At 65.9% G+C, this 17,962-nt stretch carries 18 protein-coding genes; 8 read left to right on the top strand and 10 right to left on the bottom strand.

Annotated features, from left to right (window positions below):
* The first annotated feature begins 144 nt into the window (after positions 1–144).
* The gene (locus M8312_RS09685; RefSeq protein ID WP_250117497.1) at positions 145–666 is read left to right on the top strand and encodes a winged helix-turn-helix transcriptional regulator; all 522 of its coding nucleotides are present in this window, start codon (positions 145–147) and stop codon (positions 664–666) included.
* A 20-nt stretch (positions 667–686) separates the two neighbouring features.
* On the opposite strand, the gene rpoZ is transcribed toward M8312_RS09685, so the two are convergent.
* Entirely contained in the window at positions 687–1,028 is a 342-nt protein-coding gene (gene rpoZ, locus M8312_RS09680) for a DNA-directed RNA polymerase subunit omega (RefSeq protein ID WP_250117496.1), read from the bottom strand.
* 157 nt (positions 1,029–1,185) lie between these two features.
* Between rpoZ and M8312_RS09675 the strand changes: the two genes are divergently transcribed.
* Complete coding sequence (locus M8312_RS09675; protein ID WP_250117495.1) at positions 1,186–2,346, top strand: phospholipase D-like domain-containing protein; 1,161 nt, start codon at positions 1,186–1,188, stop codon at positions 2,344–2,346.
* Between the two features lies 1 nt (position 2,347).
* Here M8312_RS09675 and M8312_RS09670 read toward each other — a convergent pair whose 3' ends face one another.
* Positions 2,348–2,980 (bottom strand): class I SAM-dependent methyltransferase, encoded by a 633-nt coding sequence (locus tag M8312_RS09670; protein ID WP_250117494.1) that lies wholly within the window; start codon positions 2,978–2,980, stop codon positions 2,348–2,350.
* Positions 2,981–3,094: 114 nt separating this feature from the next.
* Here M8312_RS09670 and M8312_RS09665 point away from each other — a divergent pair, with 114 nt between their 5' ends.
* The gene (locus M8312_RS09665) at positions 3,095–4,393 is read left to right on the top strand and encodes an MFS transporter (RefSeq protein WP_250117493.1); all 1,299 of its coding nucleotides are present in this window, start codon (positions 3,095–3,097) and stop codon (positions 4,391–4,393) included.
* A gap of 33 nt (positions 4,394–4,426) precedes the next feature.
* On the opposite strand, the gene M8312_RS09660 is transcribed toward M8312_RS09665, so the two are convergent.
* From M8312_RS09660 to M8312_RS09650, 3 genes are all read right to left on the bottom strand, one after another.
* On the bottom strand, positions 4,427–6,730 hold the full coding sequence (locus M8312_RS09660; RefSeq protein WP_250117492.1) for a CDC48 family AAA ATPase: 2,304 nt from the start codon (positions 6,728–6,730) through the stop codon (positions 4,427–4,429).
* A gap of 83 nt (positions 6,731–6,813) precedes the next feature.
* On the bottom strand, positions 6,814–7,578 hold the full coding sequence (locus M8312_RS09655) for an SDR family NAD(P)-dependent oxidoreductase (RefSeq protein WP_250117491.1): 765 nt from the start codon (positions 7,576–7,578) through the stop codon (positions 6,814–6,816).
* A 143-nt stretch (positions 7,579–7,721) separates the two neighbouring features.
* On the bottom strand, positions 7,722–8,180 hold the full coding sequence (locus M8312_RS09650) for a peptidylprolyl isomerase (RefSeq protein ID WP_250117490.1): 459 nt from the start codon (positions 8,178–8,180) through the stop codon (positions 7,722–7,724).
* Between the two features lie 143 nt (positions 8,181–8,323).
* Between M8312_RS09650 and mgtE the strand changes: the two genes are divergently transcribed.
* Together mgtE and M8312_RS09640 are read left to right on the top strand one after the other, a co-directional pair.
* The gene (gene mgtE / locus M8312_RS09645) at positions 8,324–9,739 is read left to right on the top strand and encodes a magnesium transporter (protein WP_250119762.1); all 1,416 of its coding nucleotides are present in this window, start codon (positions 8,324–8,326) and stop codon (positions 9,737–9,739) included.
* A 53-nt stretch (positions 9,740–9,792) separates the two neighbouring features.
* Positions 9,793–10,182, top strand: a complete 390-nt coding sequence (locus M8312_RS09640; RefSeq protein WP_250117489.1) for a DUF1489 family protein — start codon at positions 9,793–9,795, stop codon at positions 10,180–10,182.
* On the opposite strand, the gene M8312_RS09635 is transcribed toward M8312_RS09640, so the two are convergent.
* From M8312_RS09635 to dinB, 4 genes are all read right to left on the bottom strand, one after another.
* Entirely contained in the window at positions 10,179–10,898 is a 720-nt protein-coding gene (locus tag M8312_RS09635; RefSeq protein WP_250117488.1) for a GIN domain-containing protein, read from the bottom strand. The two genes, M8312_RS09640 and M8312_RS09635, sit on opposite strands and share 4 nt — an antisense overlap.
* Positions 10,899–10,945: 47 nt before the next feature.
* Positions 10,946–11,671: a head GIN domain-containing protein gene (locus tag M8312_RS09630; RefSeq protein ID WP_250117487.1), complete on the bottom strand. Its 726-nt coding sequence runs from the start codon at positions 11,669–11,671 to the stop codon at positions 10,946–10,948.
* A gap of 125 nt (positions 11,672–11,796) precedes the next feature.
* Positions 11,797–12,348, bottom strand: a complete 552-nt coding sequence (locus M8312_RS09625; protein WP_250117486.1) for a CarD family transcriptional regulator — start codon at positions 12,346–12,348, stop codon at positions 11,797–11,799.
* A gap of 162 nt (positions 12,349–12,510) precedes the next feature.
* Positions 12,511–13,632 (bottom strand): DNA polymerase IV, encoded by a 1,122-nt coding sequence (gene dinB, locus M8312_RS09620; protein WP_502957409.1) that lies wholly within the window; start codon positions 13,630–13,632, stop codon positions 12,511–12,513.
* 43 nt (positions 13,633–13,675) lie between these two features.
* Between dinB and sucC the strand changes: the two genes are divergently transcribed.
* From sucC to M8312_RS09605, 3 genes are all read left to right on the top strand, one after another.
* Complete coding sequence (gene sucC, locus M8312_RS09615; RefSeq protein ID WP_250117485.1) at positions 13,676–14,875, top strand: ADP-forming succinate--CoA ligase subunit beta; 1,200 nt, start codon at positions 13,676–13,678, stop codon at positions 14,873–14,875.
* Between the two features lie 78 nt (positions 14,876–14,953).
* On the top strand, positions 14,954–15,703 hold the full coding sequence (locus M8312_RS09610; RefSeq protein WP_250117484.1) for an electron transfer flavoprotein subunit beta/FixA family protein: 750 nt from the start codon (positions 14,954–14,956) through the stop codon (positions 15,701–15,703).
* Positions 15,700–16,644, top strand: a complete 945-nt coding sequence (locus M8312_RS09605) for an electron transfer flavoprotein subunit alpha/FixB family protein (RefSeq protein ID WP_250117483.1) — start codon at positions 15,700–15,702, stop codon at positions 16,642–16,644. The genes M8312_RS09610 and M8312_RS09605 overlap by 4 nt, the downstream gene beginning before the upstream one ends.
* Before the next feature lie 32 nt (positions 16,645–16,676).
* On the opposite strand, the gene lysA is transcribed toward M8312_RS09605, so the two are convergent.
* Entirely contained in the window at positions 16,677–17,960 is a 1,284-nt protein-coding gene (gene lysA / locus M8312_RS09600; protein ID WP_250117482.1) for a diaminopimelate decarboxylase, read from the bottom strand.
* Positions 17,961–17,962: the final 2 nt, after the last annotated feature.

Raw genomic sequence — 17,962 nt, 5'->3', positions numbered from 1 at the left:
TCGCCATGTGGGGCGAGCATTGCCGCTGTTGCAAGTGCGAAATGCCGAGAGGCAGCGCGATGGCTTACTGTCGGCGTGGCTTACACCCTGTTCATACGCCCCGATATGTGCTTCTTTTTGCAGGCCGAATGAAAGGGGTGAGTTTTGCCTCGGGATAATAAGCAGATCGAAGCCTTCAAGGCGGCGGCGCTACGATGTCCGCTGCCCAGCTCCATCGATCTGGTTGGCGAACGCTGGGCGTTCCTGATCGTTCGCGGCGCCCTGAATGGCCTGCAGCACTTCGAGGAATTCCAGTCCTGCCTGGGAATTGCTCGAAACATCCTGTCGGACCGCCTCGCAAAGCTGGTTGCGGGTGGAATCCTGCGGCGCGCGGCCGACCCCGGGGATCGCCGCAAGGTCATCTATTCGCTTACTGCAAAAGGTGAGGCGCTGCTGCCCGTGGTGCTGGCGCTACGTCAGTGGGGGCTTGAGTGGGGTCACGGAGCCAACGACCGAATCGTCGCTGACGTGCGCGATGGAAAGCCCATCGCGAAAATCGCCATTCACGCTCACGACGGGCGCGAACTCGGCCTCGGCGAGCTGATGTGGATGGATCAAGAAGGCAATGGCTACCGGCGGCCTGAGCCGATCCTGTCGCCAGGCGAAGCGGTCAACGACGCCGCCTGAGCGGCGCCGCAACCGATTGCTTATTCGTAGTCGCCGCCGCTCGGGGTCGGACGCGGCGGCGCGGCGGCGGTAAGCCGCAGGGCCTCGGCCGATTCGCTCAGGCTCGCCAGCTCGTCCGTGGCGTCCTCTTCGTCCATCTGGACGCGCTGCAGGCTCTGCACGACCGCTTCCTCGAGGTTGCGGGGACGCACGGTCTCTTCCGCGATCTCGCGAAGGGCAACGACCGGGTTCTTGTCACGGTCGCGGTCGATGGTGAGGTCGGCGCCGCCCGAGATCTGCCGTGCACGCTGAGCGGCCAGCAGGACGAGATCGAACCGGTTGGGGATCTTGTCGACGCAATCTTCGACGGTGACGCGCGCCATGGCGGGGCCTAGCCTCTTGATAAGTTTCCGTTGGACGGGAAGGCGTGAGAGCTAAGGCGTAGGCCCGCGCAAGTCAAGGAAAGTGGCTCCGCCGGGCGCTTCGGACGTTAGGCCATCGATGCTTGCCACCAGCCTCGATGCATCCCAACAGCAGGCCATGGCCGAGGGCGATCAGCGCGCACCCATTACGGCAACCGTCGCCGGAACCGAGCTTGTCCTGATCGAAAGCGGGGCCGAGCGGCTGGAAATGCTGCTTGTCCTGATCGACCGGGCCACGAGCAGCCTCCGCTTCCTTTTCTACATGATGAACCCCGATGCCGCTGGCGAAGCGGTGCGCGACGCGCTGGTGAGGGCGGCGCGGCGCGGCGTCGCCGTAAGGGTGCTGCTCGATGGGTTTGGGTCGGGCGTGAATGCCGCCTTCCTCCAGCCGCTCGTCGAGGCGGGCGGCGAGTTCATCCTGTTCCATCCCAAGCTCAGCCGGCGCTACCTGCTACGCAACCACCAGAAGCTGGTGGCGGTCGACGACCGGCTCGCGCTGATCGGCGGCGCCAACATCGACCTCCATTACCTGAGCGATCACGACCTTCAGCGCTGGCGCGACCTGTGGCTGCGACTCGACGGTCCCGCCGTGCGCTCACTCGCCCGCTATTTCGACGCGATCTACCGCTGGAGCAGCCGGCCCGACAGTCGCCTGCGGGAGCTGAGGAAGATCATCCGCCGCCATAGCCAGCACAAGGGCGCGCTGCAGTGGAAGCTGTCGGGACCCGTGGCCCGGGGCAATCCCTGGCCGCGCCAACTTGCGCGCGAGATCATCGGCGGCACTCGGCTGGAGGTCATCAGCGCTTACTTTTCGCCGCCGTTCGCCATGCTTCGGCGAATCGCCCGGCTCGGTCGGCGCGGGCAGGTGCGGATCGTGACCGCGGCCAAGTCGGACAACAACGCCACCATCGCGGCCGCGCGGCACACTTATGCCCGGCTGCTGCGAAATGGCGTTGGCATGTACGAATATCAGCCGGCCAAGCTCCACACGAAGCTCGTCGTCTGCGACGATGTGGTGCACCTCGGCTCGTCCAATCTCGACTTCCGCAGCATCTATCTCAATCTCGAAATCATGCTCCGGATTGAAGATGCGGGCTTTGCCACGGCGATGCGCGGCTATTTCGAGCGCGAGCTGAACGACTGCCTGCAGATCACCCCCGCCATCCACCGTGCGCGGGCCAGTTGGCTGCGCCGGCTGAAGTGGACCATCAGCCACTGGCTGGTAACGGCGGTGGATTATACGGTGACGCGCCGCCTCAACTTTCGCGCGGAGAGTTGAGTCACTTCGGTTCGCGGTAGGCCCAGAAGAGGGTGGCGGGCGGAACGTTGATCCACTCGAACCCGCGTTCGATCCGCTCAAAGACGGGCGCAATGAAGTCGCGGACCTTGGGGCTGAACTGATAGACCAGGAAGGCGCCGCCGGGACGGATCACCTTGGCGGTCGCCGCGCCGATCGCGTCCCCGAGGCCCGGCGGCAGGGTCGAAAAGGGTAGGCCCGACAACACATAATCGGCGTGCGAGAAACCGCGATCGCTGAGGATCTTCTCCACGTCCGCCGCCGAACCGGTGACGGGGAGCAACCGCTCGTCGTCAATGTCCTCGCGCAGATAATCGGTGAACTCGTCGTTGGTGTCGATCGTGATCAACGTCGCGTCGGGCGCCAGTCGCTCCAGGATCGGGCGGGTGAAGGTGCCCACGCCCGGGCCATATTCGACAAATACCTTGGTGTTCTCCCAGTCCACCGGCGCAAGCATCTTGTTGATCAGCTTGGTCGACGAGGGGATGATCGAGCCGACCATCACCGGATGCTTGAGGAATCCGCGCAGGAAAGCGAGGCGGGGATTGGTGGCACGGCCCCGGCGGCGCGCAAGGCGGCGCTGCTGCTTGAGCGCTCGGGCGGACGTGGCGTGCATGAAAACTCCGGATACGGACGAAAGCAAGGGCGACCGTCAAGCAAATGCGGCGGAGATGCGCAAGTTCCGATGCACATGCTTGCGACGCACGCCCGTCGCATTAGAGCCGGACCGATGGACGCCCCGCGCTCCCGCCAGAAAGTTGCCGGCTCGGCACTGACGACGCGGCACTTCCTGCTGCTGTTTGCGGCAATGCTGGTCGCGGCGGCTGGCAACACCGCCCTCCAGTCGGTCATGCCGGCGATCGGCCGCGCGATCGGTATCGCCGATTTGTGGGTAGCGATCGCCTACACGTGGAGCGCGGTCCTGTGGGTCGCGCTGGCCCCCTATTGGGCGGAAAAGAGCGATCATCATGGCCGAAAGGCGCTGACACTGCTCGGGCTCGGCGGCTTCATCGTTTCCATGACCCTGTGCGGGCTGTCACTTGTCGGTGGCCTTCACGGCTGGTGGAGCGGGGCTCTGACCTTTGTCCTGTTTGCCCTGTTTCGCTCCATCTACGGCAGCCTCGGTTGTGCAACGCCCAGCGCCACGCAGGCCTATCTTGCTTCAAAGACCCGGCGCGCTGCCCGGACCAGCGCCCTGTCCGCGCTGTCGAGCAGCTTCGGCCTCGGCACCGTGGTGGGTCCCGCGCTGGCGCCGCTGTTCGTCCTTCGCTTCGTCGGGCTGCCCGGTCCGCTATTCGCTTTTGCCCTGATCGGGGTGGCGGTCTTCGTCTCCGTGCTGCGCTGGCTGCCTGACGATGCGCACAGTCGGCGGGAGGGTCGCGGTGCCGCGATGAGCTATCCCAGCATCGCCTCCATGGCGACCGGCGCGAGCGTTCGCGCAGCCACCGCGCCGCGGCGCCAACGGCGGCTGTCCTGGCGCGATCCACGGATCAAGCCCTGGATCCTTGCGGGGGTCACCGCTGGTCACGCTCAGGCGGCCAGCCTGACTTGTATCGGCTTTTTCGTCATCGACACCCTCCACCTCAGCCCCAATGGCGCCGAAGGGCCCATCTCGATTGTGATGATGGCCGGCGCAGCCGGCACGCTGGCGGCGCAGTGGGGCATGATCCCGCGGCTCAATCTCGCACCGCGCAAGCTGATCCTGTGGGGCGCGGTGATCGCCGCCGCGGGGCTGGTGATGACAATGGTCGCGCGCGATCTCTACGGGCTGGTGCTCGGCTTTGGCCTCACGTCGATCGGCTTCGGTTTCACCCGGCCGGGCTTCACCTCAGGCGCAAGCCTTGCGGTACCGACGGGCGAGCAGGGCGCCGTCGCGGGGGTCATCACTTCGGCCAACGGCATCAGCTACGTGCTGGCCCCAAGCGTCGGAATGACCCTCTACGGAATCAACCCGCACCTTCCGTTTGCCGCCTGCGTGGTGGTGGTGATGGCCCTCGCCGTAGCAGGGCGACGCATCGGCAAGGAGTGAAGCGCTGCTCCTGCCAGTGCAGGAGCAGAAGCGTCAGCCCTGCTTTGCCGGGTCGCGCGGGCGCAGCATGCCAGGTGAGACAAAGCCGATCCCGCCCCGGTCCGGCCGCACCGCGTCCGACTTCAACGTGTCTTGGATCCGCTCATATTCTTCCAGCATCTCGGGCGTGACCGAAGCTCGCGTGTCCTGCAGCGCCGTTTCAAAGTCGGCCATGGTGACACTGCCCGCGTCGAGCCCGCGCCGGAGCGCGGTCAGCCCCGCCCGGCGGGTCAGGTCCTCAAGGTCGGCGCCGGTGAAGTTTTCGGTGCGCCGCGCAAGCGATTCCAGGTCGACATCGGGGGCAAGCGGCATGCCCTTGGTGTGGATCGCCAGGATCCTCCGGCGCCCGGCGGTGTCCGGCGGGCCGACATAGATCAGCTCATCCAGCCGGCCCGGCCGAAGCAAGGCGGGGTCGATCAAATTGGGTCGGTTTGTCGCTCCGATCAGCACCACACCCTGCAGCTCCTCCAGCCCGTCCATCTCGGCCAGAATGGTGTTGACCACCCGCTCCGTCACCTGCGGCTCGCCAAGACCACCACCACGCGCCGGGACTAGGCTGTCGAGCTCGTCGATGAAGATCACGGTGGGCGCGACCTGCCGGGCGCGGGCGAACAGGCGGGCGATCTGCTGCTCGCTTTCACCATACCATTTGGACAGCAGGTCCGAACTCTTGGTGGCGATGAAATTAGCCTGGCTTTCGCGGGCCGTGGCTTTCGCCAGCAGGGTCTTGCCGGTGCCCGGCGGGCCATAAAGGAGGAAACCCTTGGCCGGGCGGATGCCGAGGCGCTTGAACGCGTCCGGGTGCTTCAACGGAAGCTCGACACCTTCCTTGAGCTTGGAAGCCGCCTGGTCGAGCCCGCCGACATCCTCCCAGGTGAGGTTCGGCACCTGGACCATCACCTCGCGCATGGCCGAAGGCTGGACGCGCTTGAGCGCCCCGTCGAAGTCGCTCCCGAGCACGGCCAGCTTGTCGAGGACCTCGGTCGGAATGGTGCCTTCCGCCAGGTTCAGTTCGGGCATGATTCGCCGAACGGCCTCGAGCGCGGCCTCACGGACAAGGGCCGCAAGGTCTGCACCGACAAAGCCGTAGGTGCGCCGGGCCAGGCCATCGAGGTCGACCCCGCCGTCCAGCGGCATGCCGCGGGTGTGAATGCCCAGGATCTCGCGACGACCGGTCTCGTCGGGCACGCCGACGACGATTTCGCGGTCGAACCGCCCTGGCCGCCGTAGCGCTTCGTCAAGCGCTTCGGGCCGGTTGGTGGCGGCAATGACGACGAGGTTTTGGCGCGGCTCCAGACCGTCCATCAGGGTCAGGAGCTGAGCCACCAGGCGCTTCTCGGCCTCGCCGCTGACCTGATCACGCTTGGGGGCGATGGAGTCGATCTCGTCGATGAAGATGATCGAGGGCGCGGCGGCGGCGGCCTGCTCAAAGATCTCGCGCAGCCGCTTCTCCGATTCGCCATAGGCAGAACCCATGATTTCGGGACCGGCGATGTGGAAGAATTGCGCGTCGCTTTCGTTGGCCACCGCGCGCGCCAGCCGGGTCTTGCCCGTGCCGGGCGGGCCGTGGAGGAGCACGCCCTTGGGCGGATCGACACCGAGCCGCTGAAACAGCTCGGGATGCCGCAAGGGCAGCTCGACCATCTCCCGCAATGCATCGATGGTGCTCTTGAGGCCGCCGAGGTCGTCATAGGTCACGTCGGCGCGGCGCTCGCCCAGCTGCTCGGTATATTCGGGCAGTAGTTCCACGACCGTATCGCGGTCGATGTGTACGATGCCGCGGGGTGCGGTGTTGATCACCGTCAGGCGGATTTCCTGAAGCGCAAAGGCCGGTGCGTTGAACAGGGCGCGCACCTGTTCCGGCATCTCGGCGTTGACGCGCTGATGGCCGGTGGTCGCGACCGTATCGCCAGCGGTCAGCGGTCGATTTGAGAAGCTCCGGCTGAGCGCTTCGGTCGAGCCGGTCAGGCGAATATTGTTCTGCGCCGGCGCGAAGACAACGCGGGTCGCGGGCCGGCTGACCGCCTTGCGCACTTCGACGAAGTCACCGGAGCCAACGCCAGCGTTGGCGCGCTGCAGCCCATCGAGGCGGATGATGTCGAGCCCTTCATCATCACCATAAGGTCCGATCGCGCGCGCCGGGGTAGGCCGCTTGCCGACGATCTCCACGACATCGCCGTCGGACAAGCCGAGGTCGTCCATGAACTTCCGCGGCAGACGGGCGATGCCCCGTCCGCTGTCTGCAGGCGGCAGGTTGGCCACCTGCAGGCGGCGTGTATCAGTCTCGACGTCGGCCATTCATTGCTCCCTCGGCCGCCCAACGGGGGGCGGCGACTTCGGTTCAATGTGGGTCGGGCGCGCTCCGTTTCAAACGCCTGCCCTTAGTCAGCGGCCTTGATCATGGCGGCGACCTGGCGGAGCAGCGAGCGCGGCAACAGACGATGGCCCTGCGCACCGATCTTGTTGACCGCGCCCGGGATCACGACGGCCTGGTTGCGCGCCAATCCCGCCAGGCCCGCGGCAACCACCGGTGCGCTGGCCATCGCCATCTTCTCGAGCATGTTGCCCTCTCCATATCCGGCAACCTTGAAGAATTCGGTTTTGGTGGGCCCGGGACAAAGCGCCGACACGTGAACGCCGGTCTTCTTGAGTTCGACGTGCAGCGCTTCGGTGAAGCTCAGCACATAGGCCTTGGTGGCGTAATAGACGGCCGAATAGGGGCCGGGCTGGAAAGCAGCGGTGGAGGCGACGTTGAGAATGCCGCCGCGGCTCCGTTCGATCATGCCGGGCAGTACGGCGTGGCAGAGTTCCGTCAGCACCCCGCAGTTCAGGTCGATCATTGCGCGTTGCCGCGCGCCGTCGAGCTTGGCTACGGTCCCACTGAGGCCAAAGCCCGCATTGTTGATCAGGCAATCGACGTGTTCGTCGTGCGCCATGACGTCGGCCATGAGTTTGTCGGCCGCACCGGGCTCCGCGAGGTCCAGCTCGACGGCCCTCGCGTTGCCAAGCTCCGCCGCCAGCTCGTCTAGCCTGTCCTTGCGCCGGGCTACCAGCACCAGCTGGCTTCCGTCCGCCGACAGCTGCCGCGCGAAATCAACGCCGAGCCCGGCCGAAGCGCCGGTGATCAGGACGACGGGCTTGGTCATGGCTTAGCGCTCCCCCAATTTAAGACAGCGCTCGTCCCGGATGGAGAGGAGCGTGGTCGAAGGGTGCTTGTTAGCGCATCGTTGCACGACCTTCGACCACGGACCTTCGGCCCTCCACTCCGGTAGAGTGGAGTGCCTGATTATTATGCGACGGTCGCTTTCTCGATCTTGCCGGGTGCGCGCGGCGGCTCGCCGACGGGGAGGGCGTCGACATATTCCATGCCGCTCTCGACATTGCCCCACACCGTGTACTGCTTGTCGAGGAAGCGGGCATCGTCAAAGCAGATGAAGAACTGGCTGTTGGCCGAGTTTGGCTGGTTGGTGCGGGCCATCGAGCAGGTGCCGCGCACGTGCGGCTCGGCGTTGAACTCGGCCTTGAGGTCAGGAAGCTTGGAGCCGCTGGTGCCGGTGCCCGTCGGATCGCCGCCCTGCGCCATGAAGCCGGGGATGACGCGGTGGAACACGACGCCGTCATAGAAGCCCTCGCGCGCCAGGCCGGCGATCCGCTCGACATGGCCGGGGGCGAGGTCGGGGCGAAGCCGAATGACGACGTCCCCGCCAGTGGACAGGGTGAGGGTGAGGGTCTGGGCTGAGTCGGCCATGTCATATGCTCCGGCGATTAGGAAAGAATGGCGGCGCTTTAGGCGGGCGCCGCGCCTTGCGCCAGAGCGGGTGCCGCCATAGGAGGGCGGCGGCGAGGCAAGGGAGGCGGCATGTGAGCGAGCGGGAAACCGAGGCCACAGCTATGCTGCCCGAAGACGCTGCGATTCCCGCGGTGCCCCCGCCTGATCCCGACGACGCGATTATGGATGAGGAGGATCGGCTTCGCCCGTGGTTCGTCGCCGAGGTCCTGGACGCCGTCCACGCCGGCGATGTCGCGACCGCCAAGGCGCTCGTCGAACCGCTTCACCCCGCTGACGTCGCCGACCTGATCGAGCTTGCGCGAGCGGACGAGCGCGAGGGGCTGGTCGCCGCGCTCGCCGAACTGGTCGACGCCGACGTCATCGCCGAGATGAACGAGCACGTCCGCGAAGTGCTGGTCGGCGAAATGGCGCCCGAGCGAGTGGCGGAGATCGCCGGCGAACTCGAGACAGACGACGCGGTCGCGATCATCGAGGACCTTGAGGAAGACGAGCAGCGGGCCGTTCTGCGGGCGATGGAGCCCGACGACCGCGCGGCGATCGAGGAAGCGCTGGCCTACGGTGAGGAGACCGCCGGCCGCCTGATGCAGCGCGACCTGATCGCGGTGCCCGAGCATTGGACCGTCGGGCAGGTGATCGATTACCTGCGCTCGGCCAAGGAGCTGACCAACAATTTCTGGGAAGTGTTTGTTGTCTCCCCCAGCCACCATCCGGTCGGGACCTGCAAATTGTCGGCCGTCCTGCGCTCGCCGCGCAAGACCCTGGTCAGCGACATCATGGCGGAGGAGCAGACGCTGATCCCGGTCGACATGGACCAGGAAGACGTCGCCCTCCGTTTCCAGAAATACGCGCTTGTCTCCGCCGCCGTGATCGACAAGTCCGGGCGGCTGGTCGGCATGATCACGGTCGATGACATCGTCCACATCATCCAGGAGGAAGCGGGCGAAGACGTGCTGCTGCTGGCCGGTGCGGGCGATGGCGACATTAATGAGCCGCTCCCGCCGACCATCCGGCGACGGCTCACGTGGCTCGTGATCAACCTGGCAACCGCCATTCTCGCATCGAGCGTTGTCGGTTTGTTCCAGAGCGAGATCGCGGCCTTCGCCCTGCTTGCAGTGCTGATGCCGATCGTGTCGGGCATGGGCGGGAATGCGGGAACGCAGACCCTTGCTGTGGCGGTGCGCGCGCTGGCGACCAATCAGCTTACGAGCTCGAACACGCTCCGGATGTTCGCGCGCGAATTCAAGATCGCGCTGGCGAACGGTTTCAGCTTGGGACTTCTGATCGGAGGCGGCGTGGCGTTGGCCTTCCATAACCCGACGCTCGGCGCGGTGATGGGAACGGCCATGGTGATCAACAACCTGGTCGCCGGCATGGTCGGGATCGTGGTTCCGGTCACGCTGGACCGTTTCCGGATCGATCCGGCGGTCTCTTCGGCGGTGTTCGTGACCACCGCGACCGATACGATGGGTTTCCTGAGCTTCCTCGGGCTCGCCGCGGCTATCGGCCTGCACGGCTAACCTCTTGAAGTCGAGCCACTGACCGGCACATTGGGCCGGTGCCGAAACTCCATATGACCAAGGTTGCCGTAGGTTGCCGCGACGTGGCCGCGCTTGAGCGGCGTATCGCAGGCCGCGCCGAGAGTGGCGAGGTGCGGGTGGTCACGCGGATGCGGCCGAAGCGGATGCCTGAGCTGATCGGCGGTTCGCTGTTCTGGATCGTCAAGCATCGGCTGGTCGCCTGCCAGACCATCCTGCGGTTCGAGGATCGCCCCGACGGCCGCCTCGACATTGTTTGCGCCGCCACCCTGCAGGCGATCGCGCCGGTGGCGAAGCGGGCGCACCAGGGCTGGCGCTACCTCGACCCTGACGTAGCGCCGCAGCCAGGCGACGCCGACGACACGGGGCTGGGTCAGCTGCCGCCTTCGCTGTTCGGCAGGCTGACGGCGCTGGCGCTGGTTTAGCGCCGCCCGACCTGCTCGCGGCAGCCGCTGATGGTAGCCGTGCCGACGGTTTTCGACTGGCAACCCGGATTTCCGTCGAGCGTAACCGAGGCCACACCGCTGGCGTCGACTTTCGCCGTGCCGTCGACCGTGGCGCGAACGACTGCCGGCCCCTCGGCTCCGATCACGGCATCGCGCGCCGAAAGCGCGGAGGCATCGATGCTGCCCGCCCCGCGAACGATGGCGGTCAGGTTGAGCGCACGTCCCGTGACCCGCGCCGACCCGGCGCCGGCAACGCCGATCTTCAGCCGGTCGACGTCGAGCCGCTGGATGTTGGCAACTCCGCTGCCCAGCATGTTGAGCGCGAATTCCAGTCCACGGATGTCGCTGACCGTCAGGGATCCGGCGCCGTTAACGGTCGCGATGGAGAGGTTGGCGGTGCCCGCCTCTACTAATACCGGACCGGCCGGCCCGTCGGGATAGCCGCCCCATCCACCCGGATCGACGCTGACGATCAAGGTGGTGCCCTCAACCCGTAGCTTGACCCGGTCGATCGCGGCTGCCGAGCCAGTTGCCCGAGCGAAGGAGCCGGTGCCGGTAGTGACGGTCACCGAATAGGGTCCGTCGATGCGGACGCGGTCGAAGTCGGTGACGGTGTAGCTGCGTGTCTCGGCAGCGGCAGGACTGGCGACGCCGGCGGTCAGGGCCACCAGGGCAAGGGCGAGGGTGCGGATCATGGCGCTACCCTCGCATGGCATGGTTAACGGTTCGTCTAGGCCGCCGCTCAGGAACAGCGGACCTCGCCCGACCCGGCCTTGCTGATGGTGCACTTCGCGCCGCCCTTGATTTCGACGTCGCCGGAGCCCGCCACCGAGACGTTCGCTGTCTGCTTCGCCTGGAGCTTCACCTTGCCGGAACCCATGACGGACACCTCCGCCGTGTCGCTGACGAGATTGCCCCCATCGACATCGCCCGAGCCGGCGACCGACAGCTTCGCCGCCCCGACGGTACCGCGCGCCGAAACGTCGCCGGAGCCAGCAATCTTGAGCGAGAGCTGCCGCGCCTGAACATCGTCGAGCTTCAGCCCGCCGGATCCGGCAAGCGCGGCGCTGAAGCTGTCGCCCGCGACCTTGTTCACCGCCACGTCACCAGAGCCGGCCATGGTGACCTCCGTCAGCGCCGGCACCGTGACCGAAACCTTGACGCCACGATCGTTGGTCCAGCCACCCCAGCTGATTCCGCTATGCTCCTTTGGGTGGATCTTGAGCGTATCGCCTTCGACCTCGACCACAACTTCTTCGAGCCGGTTCTGCCCGCCCGTCGCCTGCACTCCGGGCGCACTTCCCATGCTGACGGTCACGTCATAGCTGCCGGCCACCGCAAGCTTGGTGAAATTGCCTGCCGGAAAACTCTTGGTGGTTTGCGGGCCTGCGTCGCGCGCCTGCCCGATCTGGCAGGCGGAAAGCAGGGCGAGCGTGGTCAGTGGCAGTGCGATGCGATGGAGGCGCATGACGGTTCCTCTGTACTGTGTTGCCTCCATAATACACATTGGCTGCCAAGGTTCAAGCGCCCAATACGGAAAGGGCGCCTCCCCGGCTGAGGAGACGCCCTTTCGTGGATGGTCGGCGAGGACGCTTATTCCGCGTCTTCGGCTTCGACCGGCTCCTTGGACTTCTGATGAATGACGGCAGCCTTGTTCAGGATCTCGAGGATCTTGGCCAGCGCCGCCTTCTCGTCCGTCTGCTCCATGGCGCCAAGCTCACGCGCCAGGCGCGACGAAGCGGCTTCGAAGATCTGCCGCTCCGAATAGCTTTGCTCCGGCGCGTCGTCCGGGCGGAACAGATCGCGGGTCACTTCGGCGATCGATGTCAGGTCGCCCGAGTTGATCTTCGCCTCATATTCCTGCGCGCGGCGCGACCACATGGTGCGCTTGACCTTGGGCTTGCCCTTGAGGGTCTCGAGCGCGGCCTGCATGGTCTTGTCGCTCGACAGCTTACGCATGCCGACGGAGTCCGCCTTGTTGACCGGAACGCGGAGAGTCATCTTCTCCTTCTCGAACCGCAGCACGTAGAGGTCGAGCCGGGTGCCGGCGATCTCCGTGCTTTGCAGTTCAACAACGCGGCCTACACCGTGCTTGGGGTAAACGACATAATCGCCAACGTCGAAGCTAAGCGCCTTCGCTGCCATTCTTCACCTTTCTACGTGTGCAAGGAAGGAACCCCACGAGACCGAATGTCCCCCAAGTCGACCTGCGGTCGCGGTTCCTGCCTAGTGAACAGTCCTGCTGCTGCGAGCGAGGCCACTCAGGGATGAGAGGCCTTCCGTCATCAGTCTTTAACACAAACCGATTCAGATTTCCAGACCGAGCTGAAGCGGAACTGCTTCATTAACCTCGTTTAATCCGGACAGGCCAAGCCCGAGCAACCGGATGCCCTTGTTCACCGGCAGCAGCCGGTCGAGCAGCAGGTGACCCGCCGCGGCAAAGGGGGCGTAGGTGCCGATCGGCACCTGCTGGCTGAAGGCTCGGCTGATCAGCTGGAAGTCGGCGAATTTGACCTTGAGGGTGACGGTTCGGCCGCTGACCCCATGCCGTTCGATGCGAGTCCAGGCGAGGCCGGCCACCCGCTCCAGCTCACCGTGCAGAACCGCCGGCTCGGACAGGTCTGTGTCGAATGTGCGCTCGGCACTAACGGACTTGGCCTGACGCTCCCACCGGACCGGACGTTCATCGATGCCGCGGCAGATGCGGTGGTACCATTCGCCCGAGCTGCCGAACCGCCCGGTCAGCTCCTCTAGGCTCAGCTGCTGGAGATCGGCGCCGGTCTGGATGCCGAGCGCATTGAGCCGTTCGGCGGTCTTGGGGCCGATCCCGTGAAAGCGCCCGACGGGGAGCGATGCGATATAGGCAGCGGCTTCGGTCGGGCGGATGACGCACAGGCCGTCCGGCTTGTTCTGGTCCGAGGCGAGCTTGGCGACGAACTTGCAGTAGGACACGCCGGCCGACGCGGTGAGCCCCGTCTCCTCGCGGATGCGGCGGCGGATGTCTTCGGCGACCGCCTTGGCCGAGCCTAGGCCAAGCCTGTCCTCGGTGACGTCAAGGTACGCCTCGTCGAGGCTCAGCGGCTCGATCAGGTCGGTGTAGGCGGCGAAGATGGCCCTGATCTGCTGGCTGACCTCGCGATAGGCGTCAAACCGCGGCTTGACGAAGATCAGATCGGGGCAGCGGCGCTTGGCGGTCACGGACGGCATGGCGGAGCGCACGCCGAACACCCGCGCTTCGTAACTGGCCGCCGCAACCACGCCGCGATGACCGCCGCCGACGGCGACCGGCTTTCCCCGAAGGTCCGGGTTGTCGCGCTGCTCCACGCTCGCGAAGAAGGCGTCCATGTCGACGTGGATGATCTTGCGGACCGGATTTGACGGCGGAGCGTTCACGTCCCGTTCCCTAGCTTGGCTTAGGCGGAGAGTCATGCTTTAGGGCCGCCCAAACTCCTCGCATTCTTGGAAAGCATCGATGAACATCCACGAATATCAGGCCAAGGAATTGCTGGCGAAGTATGGCGTGCCGGTTCCTGCTGGCCGCGCCGCCATGAGCGTCGATGAAGCGGTCGCCGCTGCCAAGCAGCTTCCCGGGCCATTGTGGGTGGTCAAGGCGCAGATCCACGCCGGCGGCCGGGGCAAGGGCAAGTTCAAGGAACTCGGCCCCGACGCCAAGGGCGGCGTCCGCCTGGCCAAGTCGATCGACGAAGTGCGCGCCCACGCCGAGGAGATGCTCGGCAAGACCCTCGTGACCGTCCAGACCGGCGAGCACGGCAAGCAGGTCCAGCGCCTCTACATCACCGACGGCGTGGACATCGCCAAGGAATTTTACCTTGCCCTGCTGGTCGATCGTGAGACCGGCCGCGTCGCGGTGGTTGCCTCTACTGAAGGCGGCATGGACATTGAGGCGGTAGCCCATGACACGCCCGATCGCATCCACACCATCACCATCGATCCCGCAACCGGGCTGATGCCGCACCACGGTCGGGCTGTGGCCGCTGCGCTTGGCCTCACCGGCGACCTTGCCAAGCAGGCCGCAAAGGTGCTCGCCGGGCTCTACGCGGCGTTCCAGGGCACCGACGCTTCGCAGATCGAGATCAATCCGCTGGCGGTGACCGACGGTGGCCAGCTGATGGTGCTCGACGCCAAGGTCGGCTTCGATTCCAACGCCATGTTCCGGCACAAGGACCTGGCCGAGCTGCGCGACCTCACCGAGGAAGATCCGCAAGAGGTCGAAGCCTCGAAATACGACCTCGCCTACATCAAGCTCGATGGCGACATCGGCTGCATGGTCAACGGTGCCGGCCTCGCGATGGCGACCATGGACATCATCAAGCTCAATGGCGCCTTCCCGGCCAACTTCCTCGACGTGGGCGGCGGCGCCAACAAGGAGAAGGTCACCGCGGCGTTCAAGATCATTCTCGCCGATCCGGCGGTGAAGGGCATCCTGGTCAACATCTTTGGCGGAATCATGAAGTGCGACATCATCGCCGATGGCATCGTCGCCGCCGCGCGCGAGGTTGACCTCAAGGTACCGCTGGTGGTCCGCCTTGAAGGCACCAACGTCCAGCAGGGCAAGGACATCCTGGCCAATTCGGGCCTGCCGATTGTCGCCGCCAACGATCTTGGCGACGCAGCGGCCAAGATCGTCGCCGAGGTGAAGAAGGCGGCTTAGTTTTTCTTGTGCTCCCGCTTGAGGCGGGAGCCCAGTCTGGGTCCCCGCCATGGCGAGGACACACGGAAAGGGTAGCAGATGAAGGTCTTAGTCGCGGTCAAGCGGGTGATTGACTATAACGTCAAGCCGCGGGTGAAGATGGACGGCTCCGGCGTCGATCTCGCCAACGTCAAGATGAGCATGAACCCCTTCGACGAGATCGCCGTCGAGGAAGCCATCCGCCTCAAGGAAAAGGGCGCCGCGACGGAGATCGTGGTGGTCTCGATCGGGCCGGCGAAGGCGCAGGAGACGTTGCGAACCGCCCTGGCAATGGGCTCGGACCGCGCCATTCTCGTCCAGACCGACGACGAGGTTGAGCCGCTGGCGGTGGCCAAGATTCTGGCCAGGATCGCCGAGGAAGAGCAGCCCGGCCTCGTTTTGCTCGGCAAACAGGCAATTGATGATGACTCAAGCCAGGTGGGCCAGATGCTGGGCGCACTGACCGGCTGGGGCCAGGGCACCTTCGCCTCGAAGGTCGAAGTCGCGGGCGAAAGCGTGAACGTCACTCGCGAGGTGGACGGCGGCCTCGAGACGGTGGCGTTGAAGCTCCCGGCGATCGTCACCACCGACCTGCGGTTGAATGAGCCGCGCTACGCGTCGCTGCCCAACATCATGAAGGCCAAGTCCAAGCCGCTCGCGAACAAGACGCCAGCGGATTACGGCGTCGACACCGCCCCGCGACTTGAAACTCTGAAGGTCGCTGAGCCGGCCAAGCGCTCGGCGGGCATTAAGGTCAGCTCGGTCGACGAGCTTGTGTCCAAGCTTAAGTCCCTGGGAGTGGTGGCATGACGATCCTGGTTCTCGGCGAACATCACGGCGGCAAGGTCAAGGACTCTACCCTCGCGACCCTGGGCGCGGCGGCGAAGATCGGCGGCGAGGTGCACCTGCTGCTGACCGGCGGTGAGGCCACCCAGGCGGCTGACGATGCCAAGACGATCAGTGGCGTCGCCAAGGTTCTGGTGGCGGCGGATGCGGCGCTCGACCATGAGCTGGCCGAAGCGGTCGCACCCGTGATCGCTCAGCTGGCGGCAAACTACGACTATGTCCTGTTCGGCTCCACCACGACGGGCCGCAACATCGCACCGCGAGTGGCTGCCTTGCTCGACGTGGCGCAGGTCAGCGATATCATCTCGGTGGAGGGGCCAGATACCTTCCAGCGCCCGATCTACGCCGGCAACGCCATTGCGACCGTGCGGGCCAAGGACGCCAAGAAGGTCATTACCGTCCGCGGTACTGCCTTCGCCAAAGCGGAGCGCGGCAGTGGCTCGGCCACCGTCGAACCGGTCTCGGCAAGTGCCGTCAATGACAAGTCGAGCTTCGTCTCCATGGACGCCAGCGTCAGTGAGCGGCCGGAGCTGACCAGCGCGAAGATCATCGTCTCGGGCGGCCGCGCACTGGGCTCGGGCGAGGCGTTCCACCAGTATATCGACCCGCTTGCCGACAAGCTCGGCGCTGCCGTCGGCGCTAGCCGCGCTGCGGTCGACGCCGGCTATGCTCCCAACGACTATCAGGTCGGCCAGACCGGCAAGATCGTTGCCCCGGAGCTGTACGTCGCGGTCGGCATCTCGGGCGCGATCCAGCATCTTGCCGGAATGAAGGACAGCAAGGTCATCGTCGCCATCAACAAGGACGAGGAGGCGCCGATCTTTCAGGTGGCCGACGTGGGCCTGGTGGGCGACCTGTTCAAGATCGTGCCGGAGCTGACCGAGAAGCTTTCGGAACGACGCTGACCGCCAATTGCGAGTAGACCGACGTCACGGATTCACTCCGTGACGTCCTCCCGGCTTTGCCATGTTGGCACCTCGACCTGCGCCAGCGCGTCGACGTCCACCCGCCTGCGCACCAGTGCCCACCTGTCGCCTTCGACCAGCACCTCTGGCGTGAGCGGGCGGCTGTTGTAGCCGCTCGACATCGTTGCGCCGTACGCACCCGCGGTACGGAAGATGAGGAGATCGCCTGGCGCCACGGCATCCGTCTCACGAGCCATGGCGAAGGTGTCACCACTTTCGCAGACCGGCCCAACGACGTTGACGACCGCGCGCTGGCCGGTGGGCTGCACCGCCTGCAAATCGTGAAAGGCATCGTACAGCGCCGGACGCATGAGGTCGTTCATGGCGGCGTCGACAATCAACCAGGGGTGCTTCGCGCCGGGCTTCACCCGCACGACCCGGGTCAGCAGGACACCGGCATTGCCGACGATGAGGCGGCCCGGTTCGAACAGCAGGCGGGCGTTCCAGTCGGCGGTCACCCGCCGGACCATTGCCGCATAAGCTTCGGGAGAAGCCGGCTCCGGTTGTCCGGAACCGTGCGGCACACCGAGCCCCCCGCCCAGATCGGCGATGGTCAGCGGGTGGCCCTGTTCCCGTAAGGTGGCGAGCAGTTGGCCCAGCCGCCGGAACGCGGCTTCGAGCGGGTCGAGGCTGACCAGCTGGCTGCCGATGTGGACGGTGATACCCTGGAGTTTGAGCCCGGGCAGCTGCGCGGCCTCGGCGTAGGCGGCGCTCGCCTCGGCCGCGGGAATGCCGAACTTGTTGTCGGCCGTGCCGGTGGTGATCTTGGCGTGGGTGCCGGCCTCCACATCGGGATTGATGCGGAAGCCTATCGGCGCCGTGCACCCCTGCACGGCGGCGACGGAAGAGAGCATTCGAGCTTCCTCGAGGCTCTCGACGTTGAACTGGAGCAGCCCGCCGACGAGCGCTTCGGCCATCTCCTCGGCCTCCTTGCCCACCCCGGAAAAGACGATGCGATCGGGAGCGATCCCGGCGGCGCGCGCGCGCCGATATTCGCCGATGCTGACCACATCGGCGCCAAGGCCGCAGCCGGCAAGCAGACGGAGCACGGCTGCGTTCGGGTTCGCCTTGACCGCATAAGCCACAAGCGCATCGACAGCACCGCAGCCGCCGACAGCAGCCTTCATCACCTCGGCATGGCGACGGATCGTGGCGGCGGAATACACATAGACGGGCGTGCCAACTGCATCGGCAATGGCGGGCAGCGGCACCTGCTCGGCGTGAAGCACGCCCTCCCTCAGCTCGAAATGGTCCATGG

Origin of the sequence: Sphingomonas sp. KRR8 (genome assembly GCF_023559245.1) — a bacterium.
GTDB lineage: Bacteria > Pseudomonadota > Alphaproteobacteria > Sphingomonadales > Sphingomonadaceae > Sphingomicrobium.
Note: the sequence above shows the minus strand (reverse complement) of the source record. Positions and strands in the feature narration are given on the sequence as shown.

Excerpts from the sequence above, each read along its gene's own strand:
- M8312_RS09660 (WP_250117492.1), bottom strand. The coding sequence starts at position 6,730 with ATGGCCGACGTCGAGACTGATACACGCCGCCTGCAGGTGGCCAACCTG.
- M8312_RS09630 (WP_250117487.1), bottom strand. The coding sequence starts at position 11,671 with ATGCGCCTCCATCGCATCGCACTGCCACTGACCACGCTCGCCCTGCTT.
- M8312_RS09655 (WP_250117491.1), bottom strand. The coding sequence starts at position 7,578 with ATGACCAAGCCCGTCGTCCTGATCACCGGCGCTTCGGCCGGGCTCGGC.
- M8312_RS09670 (WP_250117494.1), bottom strand. The coding sequence starts at position 2,980 with ATGCACGCCACGTCCGCCCGAGCGCTCAAGCAGCAGCGCCGCCTTGCG.
- M8312_RS09635 (WP_250117488.1), bottom strand. The coding sequence starts at position 10,898 with ATGATCCGCACCCTCGCCCTTGCCCTGGTGGCCCTGACCGCCGGCGTC.
- M8312_RS09605 (WP_250117483.1), top strand. The coding sequence starts at position 15,700 with ATGACGATCCTGGTTCTCGGCGAACATCACGGCGGCAAGGTCAAGGAC.
- mgtE (WP_250119762.1), top strand. The coding sequence starts at position 8,324 with ATGCTGCCCGAAGACGCTGCGATTCCCGCGGTGCCCCCGCCTGATCCC.
- M8312_RS09640 (WP_250117489.1), top strand. The coding sequence starts at position 9,793 with ATGACCAAGGTTGCCGTAGGTTGCCGCGACGTGGCCGCGCTTGAGCGG.
- lysA (WP_250117482.1), bottom strand. The coding sequence starts at position 17,960 with ATGGACCATTTCGAGCTGAGGGAGGGCGTGCTTCACGCCGAGCAGGTG.
- dinB (WP_502957409.1), bottom strand. The coding sequence starts at position 13,632 with ATGACTCTCCGCCTAAGCCAAGCTAGGGAACGGGACGTGAACGCTCCG.
- rpoZ (WP_250117496.1), bottom strand. The coding sequence starts at position 1,028 with ATGGCGCGCGTCACCGTCGAAGATTGCGTCGACAAGATCCCCAACCGG.
- M8312_RS09675 (WP_250117495.1), top strand. The coding sequence starts at position 1,186 with ATGGCCGAGGGCGATCAGCGCGCACCCATTACGGCAACCGTCGCCGGA.
- sucC (WP_250117485.1), top strand. The coding sequence starts at position 13,676 with ATGAACATCCACGAATATCAGGCCAAGGAATTGCTGGCGAAGTATGGC.
- M8312_RS09625 (WP_250117486.1), bottom strand. The coding sequence starts at position 12,348 with ATGGCAGCGAAGGCGCTTAGCTTCGACGTTGGCGATTATGTCGTTTAC.
- M8312_RS09610 (WP_250117484.1), top strand. The coding sequence starts at position 14,954 with ATGAAGGTCTTAGTCGCGGTCAAGCGGGTGATTGACTATAACGTCAAG.
- M8312_RS09665 (WP_250117493.1), top strand. The coding sequence starts at position 3,095 with ATGGACGCCCCGCGCTCCCGCCAGAAAGTTGCCGGCTCGGCACTGACG.
- M8312_RS09650 (WP_250117490.1), bottom strand. The coding sequence starts at position 8,180 with ATGGCCGACTCAGCCCAGACCCTCACCCTCACCCTGTCCACTGGCGGG.